Raw genomic sequence first — 18,246 nt, 5'->3', positions numbered from 1 at the left:
GTGCCCCGCCACGGCCGCTCAACCATCCCCGCCGTGCCGCCGCCACGGCTGGTCCGCCGCCGTTCAGCCAGTCAGTCCGGCATCCTCCCGGAACAGCTCCTGGTCCAGCCAGGTCGCGGCACGCGCGCCGTCGGCCGCGCCCGTGACGACGAACGTCAGCGCGTCGGGCAACGCGGCCAGGCGGGCGGTGTCCCCGGCCGCGTACACACCGGGCACGGAGGTCCGTTGAAACTCGTCCACGCGTACGCAGCCGTCCGGCAGCAGCTCACACCCGAGCTGCTCGGCCAGGGCGGAGTGCTGGCGGGTGGGTGCCCGGTGGTAGATGGCCTGCCGTTCGAGCACCGTGCCGTCGGCGAAGACCAGCCTCAGGTCACCCTCGTCCCCCTCGATCCGGGTGACGGGCGCCTCGCGTACGGAGATGCCGGCGGCGGCGAGTCGGCCCGCGGCGGGTTCGGGGACGGGGCGCCCGTTCGTGCAGACGACGACGTCGTCGCTGAACCGGTCAGCGACATACAGCGCCTGCATGACCTGCGGCAGTTCGTGGCCGAGGACGGCGAGCGTCATGCCCCGGGTTTCCCAACCGTGGCAGAACGGGCAGTGGAAGACGCCGCGCCCGAACCGTTCGGCGAGCCCGTCAACGGAGTCGGTGAGGTCGACCTGCCCCGTTGCCAGCACCAGCTTGCGGGACCGGTGCGTCTGGCCGTCGGTCAGCGTCGCGACGAACCCGCCGTCGGTACGCGTGACGCCGTCGACTCGGCCCTCCCGCCATTCCACACTCGGGTACGCCGACAGCTCGTCCCGGCCCAGCTTGCGCAGCTCGGCGGGGGAGAAGCCGTCCCGACTGAGAAACATGTGCATCTCGGCCGCCGGCGCGTTGCGAGGGCTGCCACTGTCCACAACCAGCACCCGCCGACGCTGTCGGCCCGATACCAGAGCGGCGTTGAGCCCGGCTGGCCCTCCGCCCACCACGATGACGTCGTACACGGCATCCTCCTTGCCGGCCATGCCGGCACTCATTGTCCGAACGAAAATGACAATGAGTATCATCTAGCGAGTTGGCCAGTGTCCAGCGAAGGGGCCCACACGATGAGGGACACCACGACCATCGGCATCCTCGGAGGCTACGGAGCCGTTGGTAGCGCGGTCGCGCGCCGCCTGCACCAGAGCACGGCCGCCTCGCTCCTCATTGCCGGACGCGACCTCGGGCGGGCCGAGGAACTTGTCCGCTCGCTGGATACGGGCAGCGCCCTCGCCGAGCCCGTGGCGGTCGACCTCGCCGACCCGGCCGCGCTCGACCGGTTCGCGGCCCGGTGCGGCCTCCTCGTCAACTGCGCCGGTCCGTCGTACCGGGTTCTCGACACCGTTGCCCGAGCGGCGCTGCACAACGGCACCGACTACGTCGACGCTGCCGGGGACGATCCCACGTTCCTGCGCCTGAGCAGCGGCGGTGGCGCCCACGAATGGCTGGCGGCCGGACGGATCGCCCTGCTGTCCGCCGGGGCCCTCCCGGGCCTGTCCGGACTCCTGCCGCGTCACCTGGCCAACATCGCCGGACAGGCCACCCGGCTCGACGCCTACCTCGGCGGGGTGGCGCCGCTGACCCCGGCCGCGGCTGGGGACGTACTGCTCAGTCGCGGACCCGAGCACGGCACGCCTGGAGCCAGTTGGCGAGACGGCACCGTCCGGGAACGGAGCCTCGTACCCCGACGAGGCCTGTCACTTGCCGCCTTTCCCCGGCCGGTGGACGCCTTTCCTTTCCTGTCCACCGAGGCCGTCCGGCTCGTTCGCGCGCTCCGGCTCAGCCAGGTGAACTGGTATACCGCGTTCGGGGGCGACCGGCTCCCCGAGCAACTGGCCCTGTCCTGGGCGCTGCGAGACACGAACACCTCCGACCTGGTCAGTGCTGCGGCCGAGGACGTACGGCGACACGGCACGTGGTACGGCCAGGAGTTCCACCTCTGGAACGGGGACGATGCCGAGGCGCCGGCGGCCGTCCTGTCGCTGACCTGCGACGACTCCTACGAACTCAGCGGATTCCTGGCGGCTGCAGCCACGAACGCGGTACTCGCGGGCGAGATACCCGAAGGAGTGCACTTCGCGGCCAACGTGCTCAAGCCCACCAAGATCTTCCAGGCCCTCTCCGTGGATCCGGCGGCGAAGATCAGCATTGACGAACCGGCCGTTCAGCTCGGTGCGGTCAGCGGCCTCGACCAGATCCCGGCCGCCGAGCTCGTCATCGAGGACGGCCACCGGCCGTCCACCGATGCCGCGGTACAGCGCGGCGAGCTTGAGCTGGCGACCGAACCGCACGCCGCCGTGCCCGACGTCGATGACCGGCAGGTCGGCCGGTAGCCCGAGCCGGGGTCCGATCCAGGTGACGGCGATCGTGCCCCAGCTCGTGCACCAGACGAGGCCCGCGTCGCCAGCGAGTTCTCTTAAGACCCGTGATGGGCAGACGATCCGCTACCTGCAGCTGGCCCACAATGGGTGGGATCCGGTGGCGAAGGCGTCCAAGACGCGGGTGCTGTACTCGTTCGGCCGTGAGGACCAGCTCGACATCGCCGGGGTCCGCCGCCTGGTCGATGCGCTGTCACGGCTGCTGGATCCGGCCGACGCCCTCGCCGCGGCCGCGCCGGCGGGGTTGTCGTTCGTCGAGTCACGGCCGCTGGGCGGGGCGTGGTTGCTCGACGGCCTGTGGCGGTGGCTGCGCATCGACAAGATCCTGCAGCCGCTGGTGGGTTCCGCCCGCCGCGAGGTCGACGTGGAACGGGTGCTGTTCGCGCTGGTCGCGAACCGGGCCCTGGCGCCGTCGTCGAAGCTGGCCGCGTCCGAGTGGGTCTGCCAGGACGTGCACCTGCCCGGCCTGCCGCACGTCACCGACGATGCCTGCTACCGGGCGATGGACCAGCTCATCGAGGTGGAGCCCGCGCTGACCCGGGGCGTCTACGACCAGATCGCCGACCTGCTCAACCTGGAAGTCGACCTACTGTTCTTCGACACGACCAGCACCTACTTCGAACTCGACGAGGCCGACGAGCCGCTGTGGCGCGACGAGCGGGGCACGGTCGTGGCCGAAGGCGACCCGGTGGCGGTCAAGCAGGCCGGGTTCCGCACTCACGGCAAGAGCAAGGACTCCCGCGACGACCTGCCCCAGGTCGTGGTCGGCATGGCCGTCACCCGCACCGGCATCCCGGTGCGGGTGTGGTGCTGGCCGGGCAACACCAGCGACTCGGCGCTGATCCGCCAGGTCAAGACCGACATGCGCGAGTGGAGCCTCGCCCGCGTCGTCTGGGTCGCCGACCGTGGCTTCGCCTCCGCCGAGAACAGAAGGTTCCTGCAGCAGGGCGCAGGCGGCTACATCCTCGGCGAGAAGCTGCGCGCCGGCACCGCCGAGGCCGACGTCGCCCTGGCCCGGCAGGGCCGCTACGCCACCGTCGCCGACAACCTGCAGGTCAAGGAAGTCAACATCGGCGGAGACGACCGGTTCGTGATCTGCTTCAACCCCGACGCCGCCCAACGCGACGCCGCCGTGCGTGAACGGCTGATCGCCCAGCTCACCGACAAGATCGACGGTTCGGACACGCTGAGCGCCACGAAACGCGCCGAGCTGCGCGGGGTGATCTCCACCAAGCCTGGCCTGAACCGCTACCTCCGTGTCACCCCCGGTGGGCTGCTGCGCATCTACGCCGCCGCAGTCAAGGCCGAGCAGCGCCTGGACGGCAAGTACCTGCTGCGCTGCTCCGACCCCAAGCTCTCCGCCGAGGACATCGCCCTGGGCTACAAGCAACTCCTCGAGGTCGAACGCGGCTGGCGCGACATGAAGACCACCCTCGACCTGCGGCCGGTGTTCCACCGCCGCGAGGACCGCATCCGCGCCCACATCCTGCTCTGCTGGCTGGCGCTGCTGCTCATCCGCGTCGCCGAAACCGGCACCGGCCACACCTGGGGCAAGATCCGCGCAGATGTCGAGCGGCTGCACGTCGGCGTGTTCACCGGCCCCGCCGGCACCTTCTGCCAGCGCACCGAGCTGTCGCAGCCCCAGAAGGCCCTGTTCGCCAAGCTGAAGATCACCGAGCCGCCCCGCGTCATCAACGCGACACCCGCAACCGCCTGACCAGCACGAACACCACGGCCTAGTGACATGCCATGTCACCGGGCCTGCCGACGTTTGCCCAGCTCAAGCCCCATATTCGCGGACTATATCGAAGCGAAGCTGCGGAACGCAGGCCAGGCTGATCACGCGGGGTGTCCGCCCGGTGGGCAACGGGATGCGTAGCAGGGCGCGCAGGGCCGTGTGACGGGACAGACCCATGGCGAGTGTCGCCAGCAGACGGGCTCCTGCCCGGCCCGCTAACTCCTTGACCGCGGCCTTGACGTGCCGGGACAGGCGGGCCGTGCGTCGCTGGTATCGCTCCAGCACCCCGGGAACCTGTTCGCGGAAGGTGTGGCGGCAGCCGCGCGTCGGGCACACCAGACGCCGCACCCGCACGCGGACCACCACCCGACGCCCGTCGACCGGAACGTCGGCCACCGTCCGCCAGTGATAGCCGTGGACCCGTTCCGACGAGGCCCCGCACGTCGGGCAGACCGCGGTGTCCTGCGGCGTCGGGGCCCGCACCACGATCCGCTCGCCCTCGTCGGCCACGTCCGCTACGACCAGCGGAGAAAGACCCGAAAACACCGTCCGCGCAAGCTCATCGACATCCTTCACGCCAGTGTCGACGACCCTCACGACTCTCCGTCACCACCGAATGTGAGACAGGGCCGAAATCCTACGCAGTCCCGGGTGGTGAACCCACTGCCAGGATTCAGTCGTGGGGTAACGGGGGGGTGGTGGGATGAGCGCGTTGAGTGATGAGGAGCTGTTGGTCGAGGTGTGTGCGGCCCTGGATTTCAGGGCGAGGCGGTGGGCCTCTGTCGTTGTGTCTGGGTGAAACGGAGGCCATCGGTTCCGAGCTGGTTGCGGACATGAGTGGCGGTGCGCGGGGCTGCTTCGCGTGGGAACGAGATGGCCGACGGCCGAGGCGTTGGTGCGCTGCTGGGTGATTGGCATTGAGTGCCCCTGGTGGGGGTGGGGAGGGGGCGTTGGCGGTGGCTGAGGCCGCGGTTCCTTCCGTGGGTCTCAGTGAGTCGTCGAAGCAGGCCCTGGAGGCGTTCACCGGGATGCGGTTGCACCGGTCGAATCTGCCGGTGTTGGCGTACGACCTGAACGCGTTGGAGGTGCTGGCGGATCGGGTGCGGACCCTGTTGGTTCCGGAGCTGGCCCAGGTGATCAAGGTGGTTGGGGCGGCGGGGGAGGGTGAGGTCTTCGACCGGTTCGTGGCGCAGACGGCTCCGTTCGTGGAGTTGTTGGACGGGGTCGCCGATGTGAAGGTCGGCGTGGCTCAGGCGATGCGGGGCTTCCTGAACCAGATGGAGCTGACGGATCGTCAGGCGCTGGTCATGTTCGTCTTCATGATGACGGAGTTGGCGGTCGCGTTCGCGATGGCGTTTGTCCTGCCGGTGGAGGCGGCGGCGCACATCGTGAAGGTTCGGACGATCATCCAGACGATCCTGCGGTCGTCGATGGTGCGGGCGGCGGCGAGCAGCACGGCGATCCAGATGTTGTTCATGCCGGGGTCGTCGTTGTTGGCGCAGATCAGCATGTTGGCTGATGGTCTGGTGCCGGGGGTCGACTGGGGGCAGGTCGGTAAGCAGGCGTTGTACGGGTTGGCGGTGGCGGGTGTGACCACGGCGGCCGGGCCGGCGTTGGGCCGGTTCGCCGGGGTCGTGGGTGGTGGTCTGGCGAAGTTCGAAGTGTCGGATGCCACGCGTGACCTGTTGACCAGCCTGTTGATGGTGCCGGTGTCGGAGGTCGGCCTGGAGGTGGTCGGCGACGTCGCCGCCAGCTACATCGTCGACGGGACCTACGACCCCGGTGGTCTCGGTATGGCCGTGATTTCCGGGGCGTTGTCGGGGTCGGGTGAGTTGGGCGCGTCCGGGGCCGGGGCCGCTGCGCGTCGCGTGGCTGTCGGTTTGGGGTTCAATCCGACCCGGTCCCGGTGGAACATGCCCGCCGGTACCGGTTTCACCGCCGACGGCAGGCCGGTCGCTCCGGTCACTCCGGCACCGTCCACGTATCAGCCGGAGGTCGACGATCCGGCGGGTGCGGGCTCTGGCGGGCCGGGCCCGGTGCCCGTCCCGCTGGTGTCGGCACCGTCGCTGTCGCCACCGGCGCCTGCGGCGCCTGAACCGATGCCGGTGCGGTCGTGGTCGGTGCCGGACCTGCCGGTGCCGTCGTGGTCCGTGCCGAGCTTCTCGGTGCCGCTGGTGCCGGTGCCGGAGTGGGTAGCGGTCGCTGGTGCGCTGGTGGTGGAGCAGTGGCAGCGGTTCCAGCGGGAACTGGTGGACCACTATGGTGGACTGCTGGCCGGGATGGGGCAGGCGCGGCAGTTCCTGGCCGCGCTTCCCGTGTCGGTTGAGCGGGTGTTCGCCGGGTGGGTCGACGCCCGGCGGGGTGATCGGGCTGTTGCGGCTTTCCTGTCCGCGGTCGGTCTGCCCGCTGCCGCGTTGACCGAGGGGTATCTGACGGGTGTCCGGCAGCGGGCGGTGGCCCGGGTGGTCGAGGCGTTGGCGTTCTCCGGTGGGCGGATCCCGGCCGAGGTGCGGGCGCGGCAGGTGATCGCCGGGCTGCCGGCGGAGTTCGACCGGCAGGCGCTGCGCTCGCTCGCGCACCTGGCCGTTCAACACCACATCGACCAGTACCTCGCCGCCGGCCTACCCACAGGCCCCGGCACGCCGACAGGCGCTGGGGCGGTGGTGCCGTCCGCTGGCGTGCTCAGGGCGGTCGAGGGCGGCGTGTGGAGCCAGGTGGACCGTGGGGTCGATGTGATCCTCGGTGCCCCTGCCGTGCTGCCGGGTGTGGTGGCGGGTCCCGACGCCGGGCAGGTCAGTGCCGTGGCGAGGGTGGTCCGGCAGGCGGTTACCGACCTGTCCGCCCGTTTCTCGGCCGTGACGGTCCCCGGTGTCACCGGACCGGCCGCCGGTGTGGCTACCGTCGATGTCGAGGAAGGCGGGCGTGTCGGCGGGCCGACGGTGCCGGTGATGTCCGAGCGGCACACCGCGGCGGCGGCTGGTCTGGCGCAGGCCCAGTTCACCGCGTTGGCCCGCCGGTACGGTGTCGATCCGGCCGGTCATGCGGCGTTGGTCACCTCGTTCCAGCGGGAGTGGGTGGACGGGTACCACAAGGTGCTCGTGTCGGCCGGCGGGAGCGTGACGCCCGGGACGGCGGATGTGGTCGGGGCCCTCGGTACGGTGCCGGGTGGTGTCAGCTCCCGTGTCGGTGGCATGTCGATCGTCGACGTCGTCAGCGTCGGTGATACGGCGTCGGTCAGTGACGTGTCTGTGGCAAGCGGTGGAGTGTTCAGCCCCGATCTCGGCTCCCGGGACACGGATTCGACCGGTTTCAGGGATACGGGTTCGATCAGTGATGTGTCGTTGCTGGACGAGTCGATCAGTGCCGACTCTGGCGGTCTCGGCGAGCGGGCCGTCGCGGCGACTGGGCCGGCCGTGGAACGAATCCACGATCTCGCCAGCGGCGGCTACGGCCGTGCCAGCGACGCTCAGCTGCGCCGGCTCGCTGCGGACCTCGGTATCCAGGCGGCGTCGCCGGACGGGGTCCTGCCGCGGCTGTTCGAGGTGTCCAGGGATGTCGTCATGGCGGACACGTTCAGCGGCGTGTACTTCGCCGACCCGGTGGTGGCGGATCTGGACGCGGCGGCGGATCGCACGGCGGCGCAGGCGCTGCCGTCGGTGGAGGGATGGTTCACCATCGCCGGGCACCGGAACCTGGCCGAGCGGCTGGCCGACGATCCGGTGCGTCAGGCCTTGTTCCTCCGGATGATCACCGCCTCGCCCGCCTGGCAACACGCCGTCGCGCAGGCGCAACAGCGGGGCGGCGGCATACCCGATATCTTGCTGGTCTGGTGCGACGCGGCATGGCGGGGACCGGGGCAGGCCACCTCCTTCGGTGGATGGTTGCGCACCCAGCTCCGTGCCCGGCGGCTGATGTCGTCCACGCACGAGGTGGACCAGATACCCGGCGAGCTGCGGCCACACGGGGACGAGCCGGTGCGGTCGGTGTTGTTCTCGGATGGTTCGGTGGAGTTGTTCGGGCCGGATCTGGTGGAGGCGGTACGGACCGCGGACATCGTCGAGAACGGTCAGGAACCCGGCGTGCGCTGGCCGGATCAGGAGGACTTCGCCGCCGCTGGCGGCCGGCACCGGTGGGCCGGCAACACCTCAGGCGGGCAGTCGCCCGATCCAGCGGAAGGCGGCGACCCGTCTGGTCCTGACCCGGTGTCCGCTGCCCAGTGGGTGTGGGGCCCGTCGCGGGATCCAGGGGCGCAGTTGCCGGGTGAGGACCTGTCCTGGCTGGACCACGGGGGTATGCCCGGGCCGCTGGACGACCCGGGCGCCCTCACGGCGTCGTCCTGGCCGGTGGAGGGGGCGGGACCGGCGGGGCCGGTTCCCGGCATTGGTGTGACCGACGGGCACGGTGCTGCGATGTCCACCGACTTCGACCAGCCGAGCATCGACAATCAGGCCGGCGACGGCAGCGGGAACCTCGGCGACTGGGCCACCTACCAGGAGCCGGACATGGACTGGCAACCATCCCTCGCACCCTCCCCGGCGGTGACCCGCACCGACGCCGGCACTCTCCACGCCGGCGACACCCTCCATCACCCGGCCTACGAGCCACCCACCACCCTCGCCCCACTCCACCCCGACCAACCCCAACCCACTGCGGGCAGTCGGTGGGTGCGCGACCCGGATGAGGCCCGGAGGCTGTTCGAGCAGCACGTCGGCCACATCGCCCCCACAACACCGCAGCGGAAACAGCTGCGGAAATTGTGGAACGCCCTGATCGACCGTATGGACGACAACGGGATCATCACCGCCAGCGGGTCAGACCTCGCCGAGGCGACATCCGCGCAGCAGTCGACGGTGCATCACCGGATCGGGGTATTGCGCGACCGTGGTCTGCTGCAGCTGGTGCAGGAAGGTCGCGGTGGCGGGGCGGCGCGGTACGGGGTGAGCGATCCGGGTCAGCCCCGGCAAGCACCACTGCCGGCCCTTCCCGAAGGCAGCCAGTGGCTGCGCGACCCGGATGAGGCCCGGGCGCTGTTCGACCAGCACGCCGGCCACATCGCCACCACAACACCGCAGCGGGAACAGCTGCGGCAGTTGTGGAACGCCCTGATCGACCGGATGGACGACAACGGGATCATCACCGCCAGCGGGTCAGACCTCGCCGAGGCGACATCCACACTGCGGCCGACGGTGCATGCCCGGATCGGGGCATTGCTGCGCGGCAGTGCTCTGCTGCAGCTGGTGCAGGAAGGTCGCGGTGGCGGGGCGGCGCGGTACGGGGTGAGCGATCCGGGTCAGCCCCGGCAAGCACCACTGCCGGCCCTTCCCGCGGACAGCCGGTGGGTGCGCGACCCGGATGAGGCCCGGGCGCTGTTCGACCAGCACGCCGACCACATCGCCACCACAACACGGCAGCGGGAACAGCTGCGGCAGTTGTGGAACGCCCTGATCGACCGGATGGACGACGACGGGACCATCACCGCCAGCGAGCCAGACCTCGCCGAGGCGACATCCACACCTAAGCCGACGGTGCATAACCGGATCGGGGCATTGCGCGGCAGTGCTCTGCTGCAGCTGGTCCAGGATAGTCACGGTCGCGTGGCGGCACGGTACGGGGTGAGCGATCCGGGTCAGCCCCGGCAAGCACCACTGCCGGCCCCTCCCGAAGGCGGCCAGTGGCTGCGCGACCCGGGCGAGGCCCGGGCGCTGTTCGACCAGCACGCCGGCCACATCGCCACCACAACACCGCAGCGGGAACAGCTGCGGCAGTTGTGGAACGCCCTGATCGACCGGATGGACGACAACGGGATCATCACCGCCAGCGTGTCAGCCCTCGCCGAGGCGACATCCACACCGCGGCCGACGGTGCATCGCCGGATCGGGGCATTGCGCGGCAGTGCTCTGCTGCAGCTGGTCCAGGAAGGCCACGCTGGCGGGGCGGCGCGGTACCGGGTGAGCGATCCGGGTCAGCCCCGGCAAGCACCGCTGCCGGGCCCTGCCCTCGGACCGGACCGCCCGCAGGGTGAGGACCTGTCCTGGCTGGACCACGGGGCTACGGTGCCGATGTCCGGGCCTGCACCTGCCCCGCCTGCGGGCACGGGTCTGCCAGGGCTGCCCAGGCCGTTGGACGACCCGGACGCCCCCACCGCGTCGTCCTGGCCGGCGGGGTGGGCGCAACCGGGGTGGCCGGTACCCGGCATGGGCGTGACCGACGGGCACGGTGCGGCGATGTCCACCGACTTCGACCAGCCGGGCATCGACGATCAGTCCAGCGACGGCGGGAACCTCGGCGACTGGGCCAGCGAGGGCGGGAACCTCGGCGACTGGGCCACCTACGAGGTGGACCCAGCCGGTTCGCTCGATGTGGACCCGGCCGATTTGCTCTACCTGTTTGAGGCCGTGGGCGCGGAACCCGACCCCGCGCCGCAACCGATGGATCCGCCCCGGCCGCAGGCCCCGCCCGGCCCATCATGGTCGCCGCCCAACGGCGACCAGCCCAGCCAGTCCCCAGGGACTCAGTCGTTCCCGCCCGGACCGGGCATGCAGGATCCGGCACCTCAGTCGCCGATGTCCGGGCTGGTACCTGCCTCGCCGGCGGGTACGGGTCTGCCAGGGCTGCCCGGGCCGTTGGACGACCCGGACGTCCCCACCGCGTCGTCCTGGCCGGCGGTGGCCCGCACCGACGCCGGCACTGTTCACGCCGGCGACACCCTCCATCACCCGGCCGACGAGCCACCCACCACGCCCGCCTCGCTGCACCCCGACCAACCCCAACCCCAACCCGCTGCGGACAGCCGGTGGGTGCGCGACCCGGGCGAGGCCCGGGCGCTGTTCGACCAGCACGCCGGCCACATCGCCCCCACAACACGGCAGCGGGAACAGCTGCGGCAGTTGTGGAACGCCCTGATCGACCGGATGGACGACAACGGGATCATCACCGCCAGCGAGTCAGACCTCGCCGAGGCGACATCCGCGCCGCAGCCGACGGTGCATGACCGGATCGGGGTATTGCGCGACCGTGGTCTGCTGCAGCGGGTCCGGGAAAGTCACGGTCGCGTGGCGGCACGGTACGGGGTGAGCGATCCGGGTCAGCCCCAGCAAGCACCACTGCCGGCCCTTCCCGCGGACAGCCGGTGGGTGCGCGACCCGGATGAGGCCCGGGCGCTGTTCGACCAGCACGCCGGCCACATCGCCCCCACAACACGGCAGCGGGAGCAGCTGCGGCAGTTGTGGAACGCCCTGATCGACCATATGGACGACGACGGGACCATCACCGCCAGCGTGTCAGCCCTCGCCGAGGCGACATCCACACCGCAGCGGACGGTGCATCGCCGGATGCGGGCATTGCGCGGCAGTGCTCTGCTGCGGCTGGTCCAGGAAGGTCGCGGTGGCGGGGCGGCGCGGTACGGGGTGAGCGATCCGGGTCAGCCCCGGCAAGCACCACGGCAGGCCCTTCCCGAAGGCGGCCAGTGGCTGCGCGACCCGGGCGGGGCCCGGGCGCTGTTCGACCAGCACGCCGGCCACATCGCCCCCACAACACGGCAGCGGGAACAGCTGCGGCAGTTGTGGAACGCCCTGATCGACCGGATGGACGACAACGGGATCATCACCGCCAGCGAGTCAGACCTCGCCGAGGCGACATCCACACCGCAGCCGACGGTGCATGACCGGATCGGGGTATTGCGCGACCGTGGTCTGCTGCAGCGGGTCCGGGAAGGTCGCGGTCGCGTGGCGGCGCGGTACGGGGTGAGCGATCCGGGTCAGCCCCGGCAAGCACCGCTGCCGGGCCCTGCCCTCGGACCGGACCGCCCGCAGGGTGAGGACCTGTCCTGGCTGGACCACGGGGCTACGGTGCCGATGTCCGGGCCTGCACCTGCCTCGCCGGCGGGCACGGGTCTGCCAGGGCTGCCCGGGCCGTTGGACGACCCGGACGCCCCCACCGCGTCGTCCTGGCCGGCGGGGTGGGCGCAACCGGGGTGGCCGGTACCCGGCATGGGCGTGACCGACGGGCACGGTGCGGCGATGTCCACCGACTTCGACCAGCCGGGCATCGACGATCAGTCCAGCGACGGCGGGAACCTCGGCGACTGGGCCGGCGAGGGCGGGAACCTCGGCGACTGGGCCACCTACGAGGTGGACCCAGCCGGTTCGCTCGATGTGGACCCGGCCGATCTGCTCTATCCGTTTGAGGCCGTGGGCACGGAACCCGACCCCGCGCCGCAACCGATGGATCCGCCCCGGCCGCAGGCCCCGCCCGGCCCGACATCATGGTCGCCGCCCAACGGCGACCAGCCCAGCCAGTCCCCAGGGACTCAGTCGTTCCCGCCCGGACCGGGCATGCAGGATCCGGCACCTCAGTCGCCGATGTCCGGGCTGGTACCTGCCTCGCCGGCGGGTACGGGTCTGCCAGGGCTGCCCGGGCCGTTGGACGACCCGGACGCCCCCACCGCGTCGTCCTGGCCGGCGGGGTGGGCGGAACCGGGGTGGCCGGTACCCGGCATGGGCGTGACCGACGGGCACGGTGCGGCGATGTCCACCGACTTCGACCAGCCGGGCATCGACGATCAGGCCAGCGACGGCGGGAACCTCGGCGACTGGGCCAGCGAGGGCGGGAACCTCGGCGACTGGGCCACCTACGAGGTGGACCCAGCCCGTTCGCTCGATGTGGACCCGGCCGATCTGCTCTACCTGCTTGAGGCCGTGGGCACGGAACCCGACCCCGCGCCGCAACCGATGGATCCGCCCCGGCCGCAGGCCCCGCCCGGCCCGACATCATGGTCGCCGCCCAACGGCGACCAGCCCAGCCAGTCCCCAGGAACTCAGTCGTTCCCGCCCGGACCGGGCATGCAGGATCCGGCACCTCAGTCGCCGATGTCCGGGCTGGTACCTGCCTCGCCGGCGGGCACGGGTCTGCCAGGGCTGCCCGGGCCGTTGGACGACCCGGACGCCCCCACCGCGTCGTCCTGGCCGGCGGGGTGGGCGCAACCGGGGTGGCCGGTACCCGGCATGGGCGTGACCGACGGGCACGGTGCGGCGATGTCCACCGACTTCGACCAGCCGGGCATCGACGATCAGGCCAGCGACGGCGGGAACCTCGGCGACTGGGCCACCTACGAGGTGGACCCAGCCGGTTCGCTCGATGTGGACCCGGCCGATCTGCTCTATCCGTTTGAGGCCGTGGGCGCGGAACCCGACCCCGCGCCGCAACCGATGGATCCGCCCCGGCCGCAGGCCCCGCCCGGCCCGACATCATGGTCGCCGCCCAACGGCGACCAGCCCAGCCAGTTCCCAGGGACTCAGTCGTTCCCGCCCGGACCGGGCATGCAGGATCCGGCACCTCAGTCGCCGATGTCCGGGCTGGTACCTGCCCCGCCGGCGGGCACGGGTCTGCCAGGGCTGCCCAGGCCGTTGGACAACCCGGACGTCCCCACCGCGTCGTCCTGGCCGGCGGTGGCCCGCACCGACGCCGGCACTGTTCACGCCGGCGACACCCTCCATCACCCGGCCGACGAGCCACCCACCACGCCCGCCTCGCTGCACCCCGACCAACCCCAACCCCAACCCCAACCCGCTGCGGGCAGCCGGTGGGTGCGCGACCCGGGCGAGGCCCGGGCGCTGTTCGACCAGCACGCCGACCACATCGCCACCACAACACCGCAGCGGGAACAGCTGCGGCAGTTGTGGAACGCCCTGATCGACCGGATGGACGACAACGGGATCATCACCGCCAGCGAGTCAGACCTCGCCGAGGCGACATCCGCGCCGCAGCCGACGGTGCATGACCGGATCGGGGTATTGCGCGGCAGTGGTCTGCTGCAGCGGGTCCGGGAAAGTCACGGTCGCGGGGCGGCACGGTACGGGGTGAGCGATCCGGGTCAGCCCCAGCAAGCACCACTGCCGGCCCTTCCCGCGGACAGCCGGTGGGTGCGCGACCCGGATGAGGCCCGGGCGCTGTTCGACCAGCACGCCGACCACATCGCCTCCACAACACGGCAGCGGGAGCAGCTGCGGCAGTTGTGGAACGCCCTGATCGACCATATGGACGACGACGGGACCATCACCGCCAGCGTGTCAGCCCTCGCCGAGGCGACATCCACACCGCAGCGGACGGTGCATCGCCGGATGCGGGCATTGCGCGGCAGTGCTCTGCTGCGGCTGGTCCAGGAAGGTCGCGGTGGCGGGGCGGCGCGGTACGGGGTGAGCGATCCGGGTCAGCCCCGGCAAGCACCACGGCAGGCCCTTCCCGAAGGCGGCCAGTGGCTGCGCGACCCGGGCGGGGCCCGGGCGCTGTTCGACCAGCACGCCGGCCACATCGCCCCCACAACACCGCAGCGGGAACAGCTGCGGCAGTTGTGGAACGCCCTGATCGACCGGATGGACGACAACGGGATCATCACCGCCAGCGAGTCAGACCTCGCCGAGGCGACATCCACACCGCAGCCGACGGTGCATGACCGGATCGGGGTATTGCGCGACCGTGGTCTGCTGCAGCGGGTCCGGGAAGGTCGCGGTCGCGTGGCGGCGCGGTACGGGGTGAGCGATCCGGGTCAGCCCCGGCAAGCACCGCTGCCGGGCCCTGCCCTCGGACCGGACCGCCCGCAGGGTGAGGACCTGTCCTGGCTGGACCACGGGGCTACGGTGCCGATGTCCGGGCCTGCACCTGCCCCGCCGGCGGGCACGGGTCTGCCAGGGCTGCCCAGGCCGTTGGACGACCCGGACGCCCCCACCGCGTCGTCCTGGCCGGCGGGGTGGGCGCAACCGGGGTGGCCGGTACCCGGCATGGGCGTGACCGACGGGCACGGTGCGGCGATGTCCACCGACTTCGACCAGCCGGGCATCGACGATCAGGCCAGCGACGGCGGGAACCTCGGCGACTGGGCCAGCGAGGGCGGGAACCTCGGCGACTGGGCCACCTACGAGGTGGACCCAGCCCGTTCGCTCGATGTGGACCCGGCCGATCTGCTCTACCTGCTTGAGGCCGTGGGCACGGAACCCGACCCCGCGCCGCAACCGATGGATCCGCCCCGGCCGCAGGCCCCGCCCGGCCCGACATCATGGTCGCCGCCCAACGGCGACCAGCCCAGCCAGTCCCCAGGGACTCAGTCGTTCCCGCCCGGACCGGGCATGCAGGATCCGGCACCTCAGTCGCCGATGTCCGGGCTGGTACCTGCCTCGCCGGCGGGCACGGGTCTGCCAGGGCTGCCCGGGCCGTTGGACGACCCGGACGCCCCCACCGCGTCGTCCTGGCCGGCGGGGTGGGCGGAACCGGGGTGGCCGGTACCCGGCATGGGCGTGACCGACGGGCACGGTGCGGCGATGTCCACCGACTTCGACCAGCCGGGCATCGACGATCAGGCCAGCGACGGCGGGAACCTCGGCGACTGGGCCGGCGAGGGCGGGAACCTCGGCGACTGGGCCACCTACGAGGTGGACGCAGCCGGTTCGCTCGATGTGGACCCGGCCGATCTGCTCTATCTGCTTGAGGCCGTGGGCGCGGAACCCGACCCCGGGCCGCAACCGATGGATCCGCCCCGGCCGCAGGCCCCGCCCGGCCCATCATGGTCGCCGCCCAACGGCGACCAGCCCAGCCAGTCCCCAGGAACTCAGTCGTTCCCGCCCGGACCGGGCATGCAGGATCCGGCACCTCAGTCGCCGATGTCCGGGCTGGTACCTGCCTCGCCGGCGGGTACGGGTCTGCCAGGGCTGCCCGGGCCGTTGGACGACCCGGACGCCCCCACCGCGTCGTCCTGGCCGGCGGGGTGGGCGGAACCGGGGTGGGCGGAACCGGGGTGGCCGGTACCCGGCATGGGCGTGACCGACGGGCACGGTGCGGCGATGTCCACCGACTTCGACCAACCGGGCATCGACGATCAGGCCAGCGACGGCGGGAACCTCGGCGACTGGGCCACCTACGAGGTGGACCCAGCCCGTTCGCTCGATGTGGACCCGGCCGATCTGCTCTACCTGCTTGAGGCCGTGGGCACGGAACCCGACCCCGCGCCGCAACCGATGGATCCGCCCCGGCCGCAGGCCCCGCCCGGCCCGACATCATGGTCGCCGCCCAACGGCGACCAGCCCAGCCAGTCCCCAGGGACTCAGTCGTTCCCGCCCGGACCGGGCATGCAGGATCCGGCACCTCAGTCGCCGATGTCCGGGCTGGTACCTGCCCCGCCGGCGGGCACGGGTCTGCCAGGGCTGCCCGGGCCGTTGGACGACCCGGACGCCCCCACCGCGTCGTCCTGGCCGGCGGTGGCCCGCACCGACGCCGGCACTGTTCACGCCGGCGACACCCTCCATCACCCGGCCGACGAGCCACCCACCACGCCCGCCTCGCCGCAACCCGACCAACCCCAACCCCAACCCCAACCCGCTGCGGGCAGCCGGCGGGTGCGCGACCCGGGCGAGGCCCGGGCGCTGTTCGACCAGCACGCCGGCCACATCGCCACCACAACACCGCAGCGGGAACAGCTGCGGCAGTTGTGGAACGCCCTGATCGACCGGATGGACGACAACGGGATCATCACCGCCAGCGAGTCAGACCTCGCCGAGGCGACATCCACACTGCAGCCGACGGTGCATGCCCGGATCGGGGTATTGCGCGACCGTGGTCTGCTGCAGCGGGTCCGAGAAGGTCGCGGTGGCGTGGCGGCGCGGTACGGGGTGAGCGATCCGGGTCAGCCCCGGCAAGCACCACTGCCGGCCCCTCCCGCGGACAGCCGGTGGGTGCGCGACCCGGATGAGGCCCGGGCGCTGTTCGACCAGCACGCCGGCCACATCGCCACCACAACACCGCAGCGGGAACAGCTGCGGCAGTTGTGGAACGCCCTGATCGACCGGATGGACGACAACGGGATCATCACCGCCAGCGAGTCAGACCTCGCCGAGGCGACATCCGCGCAGCAGTCGACGGTGCATCGCCGGATCGGGGCATTGCTGCGCGGCAGTGCTCTGCTGCAGCTGGTCCAGGAAGGTCACGGTCGCGGGGCGGCGCGGTACGGGGTGAGCGATCCGGGTCAGCCCCGGCAAGCACCGCTGCCGGCCCCTCCCGAAGGCAGCCGATGGCTGCGCGACCCGGGCGAGGCCCGGGCGCTGTTCGACCAGCACGCCGACCACATCGCCACCACAACACCGCAGCGGGAACAGCTGCAGCAGTTGTGGAACGCCCTCATCGACCGGATGGACGACAACGGGATCATCACCGCCAGCGAGTCAGACCTCGCCGAGGCGACATCCGCGCAGCAGCCGACGGTGCATCACCGGATCGGGGTATTGCGCGACCGTGGTCTGCTGCAGCGGGTCCAGGAAAGTCGCGGTGGCGGGGCGGCGCGGTACGGGGTGAGCGATCCGGGTCAGCCCCGGCAAGCACCACTGCCGGCCCCTCCCGAAGGCAGCCAGTGGCTGCGCGACCCGGATGGGGCCCGGGCGCTGTTCGACCAGCACGCCGGCCGCATCGCCACCACAACACGGCAGCGGGAACAGCTGCGGCAGTTGTGGAACGCCCTGATCGACCGGATGGACGACAACGGGATCATCACCGCCAGCGAGTCAGACCTCGCCGAGGCGACATCCGCGCAGCAGTCGACGGTGCATCGCCGGATCGGGGCATTGCTGCGCGGCAGTGCTCTGCTGCAGCTGGTCCAGGAAGGTCACGGTCGCGGGGCGGCGCGGTACGGGGTGAGCGATCCGGGTCAGCCCCGGCAAGCACCGCTGCCGGCCCCTCCCGAAGGCAGCCGATGGCTGCGCGACCCGGGCGAGGCCCGGGCGCTGTTCGACCAGCACGCCGGCCACATCGCCACCACAACACCGCAGCGGGAACAGCTGCGGCAGTTGTGGAACGCCCTGATCGACCGGATGGACGACAACGGGATCATCACCGCCAGCGAGCCAGACCTCGCCGAGGCGACATCCACACTGCAGCCGACGGTGCATGCCCGGATCGGGGTATTGCGCGGCAGTGGTCTGCTGCAGCGGGTCCGAGAAGGTCGCGGTGGCGTGGCGGCGCGGTACGGGGTGAGCGATCCGGGTCAGCCCCGGCGGAACGTGTCAAGGGATTGAGGCCAGCGGGAGTTGATACTCCAACGTCACTTGGCTTCGCTGTGGGCGTGGCGTGGGCAT

General features: G+C 71.5%; 3 protein-coding genes and 2 pseudogenes. 3 read left to right on the top strand and 2 right to left on the bottom strand.

What is annotated here, in order from left to right; genetic code table 11:
* Window positions 1-63: 63 nt before the first annotated feature.
* The gene (locus GA0074694_RS05705) at window positions 64-984 is read right to left on the bottom strand and encodes an NAD(P)/FAD-dependent oxidoreductase (RefSeq protein ID WP_091458705.1); all 921 of its coding nucleotides are present in this window, start codon (window positions 982-984) and stop codon (window positions 64-66) included.
* Window positions 985-1,086: 102 nt separating this feature from the next.
* Between GA0074694_RS05705 and GA0074694_RS05700 the strand changes: the two are divergent.
* A pseudogene (locus tag GA0074694_RS05700) lies at window positions 1,087-2,184 on the top strand (saccharopine dehydrogenase NADP-binding domain-containing protein); the annotation flags it as partial.
* Window positions 2,185-2,398: 214 nt separating this feature from the next.
* Window positions 2,399-4,114, top strand: coding sequence for an IS1634 family transposase (locus tag GA0074694_RS05695; protein ID WP_091458703.1), 1,716 nt, complete (start codon window positions 2,399-2,401; stop codon window positions 4,112-4,114).
* Between the two features lie 114 nt (window positions 4,115-4,228).
* Here GA0074694_RS05695 and GA0074694_RS05690 read toward each other — a convergent pair.
* Window positions 4,229-4,711, bottom strand: a pseudogene (locus GA0074694_RS05690) (transposase family protein); the annotation flags it as partial.
* A gap of 404 nt (window positions 4,712-5,115) precedes the next feature.
* On the opposite strand from GA0074694_RS05690, the gene GA0074694_RS05685 reads away from it, so the two are divergent.
* Window positions 5,116-18,186: a hypothetical protein gene (locus GA0074694_RS05685; RefSeq protein WP_091453543.1), complete on the top strand. Its 13,071-nt coding sequence runs from the start codon at window positions 5,116-5,118 to the stop codon at window positions 18,184-18,186.
* Window positions 18,187-18,246: the final 60 nt, after the last annotated feature.

Source organism: Micromonospora inyonensis, assembly GCF_900091415.1.
Taxonomy (GTDB): domain Bacteria; phylum Actinomycetota; class Actinomycetes; order Mycobacteriales; family Micromonosporaceae; genus Micromonospora; species Micromonospora inyonensis.
Note: the sequence above shows the minus strand (reverse complement) of the source record. Positions and strands in the feature narration are given on the sequence as shown.